Here is a 1,375-nt window from a genome sequence, read left to right as displayed (position 1 = left end):
GAGATATGGGCAAAAGTTGGTGATGCCTGATCAGGCGGCAGTTTGAAGTTGGCGGATCCCATCGCGGAACTCAACCCCCTGGATGATCTCGGGCAGGCGGTTCTGTCCGTCGAGTTTGCGCCATTTCTTCTGCGCTGACATCATCAGCTTGAAGGCCATGGCCAGCCCGGTCTTGCGGCTGAGGCATCCTTTGGTGCGTTTCGTGCGGTGCCGGACCGTGGCGAAAGTGCTTTCGATCGGGTTTGACGTTCGGATGTGTTTCCACTGTTCCGCCGGATAGTCGTAGAAGGTCAGCAGCGCATCCCGGTCCTTGACCAGCTTGGCGACCGCCTTGTCCCATTTCACGCCGTAGGTTTCGACGAAAAAATCGAAGGCTGCGTTGGCCTTGGCTTTTGTCTCTGCCTGCCAGATGTCGTGCAGATGACCCTTGGCCTTGGCTTGCACGGATTTCGGCATCGCGTTCAGCACGTTCATGGTCTTGTGGACCCAACAGCGTTGCTCCCGCGTCGTGGCGAACACCTCGCGCAGGGCTGTCCAGAACCCCATGGCACCATCGCCGATAGCCAGCTTTGGATCCTGCTTCAGGCCACGCCGCTTAAGATCAAGCAGAACCTCGCGCCAGCTTTGAGTGCTCTCGCGGAAGCCGTCGGTCATGGCCAGCAGTTCCTTGCGGCCATATTCGTCTGCGCCCACAACCACCAGAACACATTGTTTTTCCTCAGCCATTCGCGGCTTGAAGTAGACTCCGTCTGCCCAGATGTAGAGAAACCGCCGCGAGCCAAGATCGCGTTTCTGCCAAGCCTCGTAGTCCTGCCACCAATCGGCTTTCAGGCGCGTGATGGTCTTGGCGGATAGACCCTTGGCATTCGGGCCCAGCAGCGCTTCAAGTGCCTCGGTAAAATCGCCCGTGGACACGCCCTTGAGGTAAAGCCAAGGCAGCAGTTCTTCGATAGATTTCGCTTTGCGCAGGTAACGTGGCAGGATGCTGGGCGTGAAGGTGATCTTGTCTTCGTAAGCACCCCGATCCCGAACCCGCGGCACCTTCACGGGCACCGGACCAATGCCGGTCATTACCTCGCGCTCAGGCAAGTGACCATGACGGACCAGGCGTGCCCGCCCATCCTCAAGTCTTTCTCCGGAAAAGGCCGCCATGAGTGTGGCCAGCTCGGCGTGGATCGCCTGTTCAATCAGCTTGCGCGCGCCATCGCGGATGACATCCGTGAACGGATCGGCGCTAAATCCCGATGGATCGGGCAGTTGAGTAATGGTAGTCTCTGACATGGGGCATATCCTTTTCTCAGCAGAGAATCGCGGCGTCTGAACACCGCCATGATATGCCGCCCCTCAGGGCGTCACCAACTTTCGCGCCTATCTC

1 protein-coding gene is annotated in these 1,375 nt (G+C 58.7%); it reads right to left on the bottom strand.

Going from position 1 to position 1,375, the window contains the following annotated elements; all coding sequences use genetic code 11:
* Positions 1-30: 30 nt before the first annotated feature.
* Positions 31-1,281, bottom strand: a complete 1,251-nt coding sequence (locus CHB90_RS25970) for an IS256 family transposase (RefSeq protein WP_089280568.1) — start codon at positions 1,279-1,281, stop codon at positions 31-33.
* Positions 1,282-1,375: the final 94 nt, after the last annotated feature.

The organism is Antarctobacter heliothermus, from assembly GCF_900188425.1.
In the GTDB taxonomy this organism is placed as follows: domain Bacteria; phylum Pseudomonadota; class Alphaproteobacteria; order Rhodobacterales; family Rhodobacteraceae; genus Antarctobacter; species Antarctobacter heliothermus.
The sequence above is the reverse complement of the archived record's forward strand: the minus strand, read 5'-3'. Positions and strand labels throughout refer to the sequence as shown.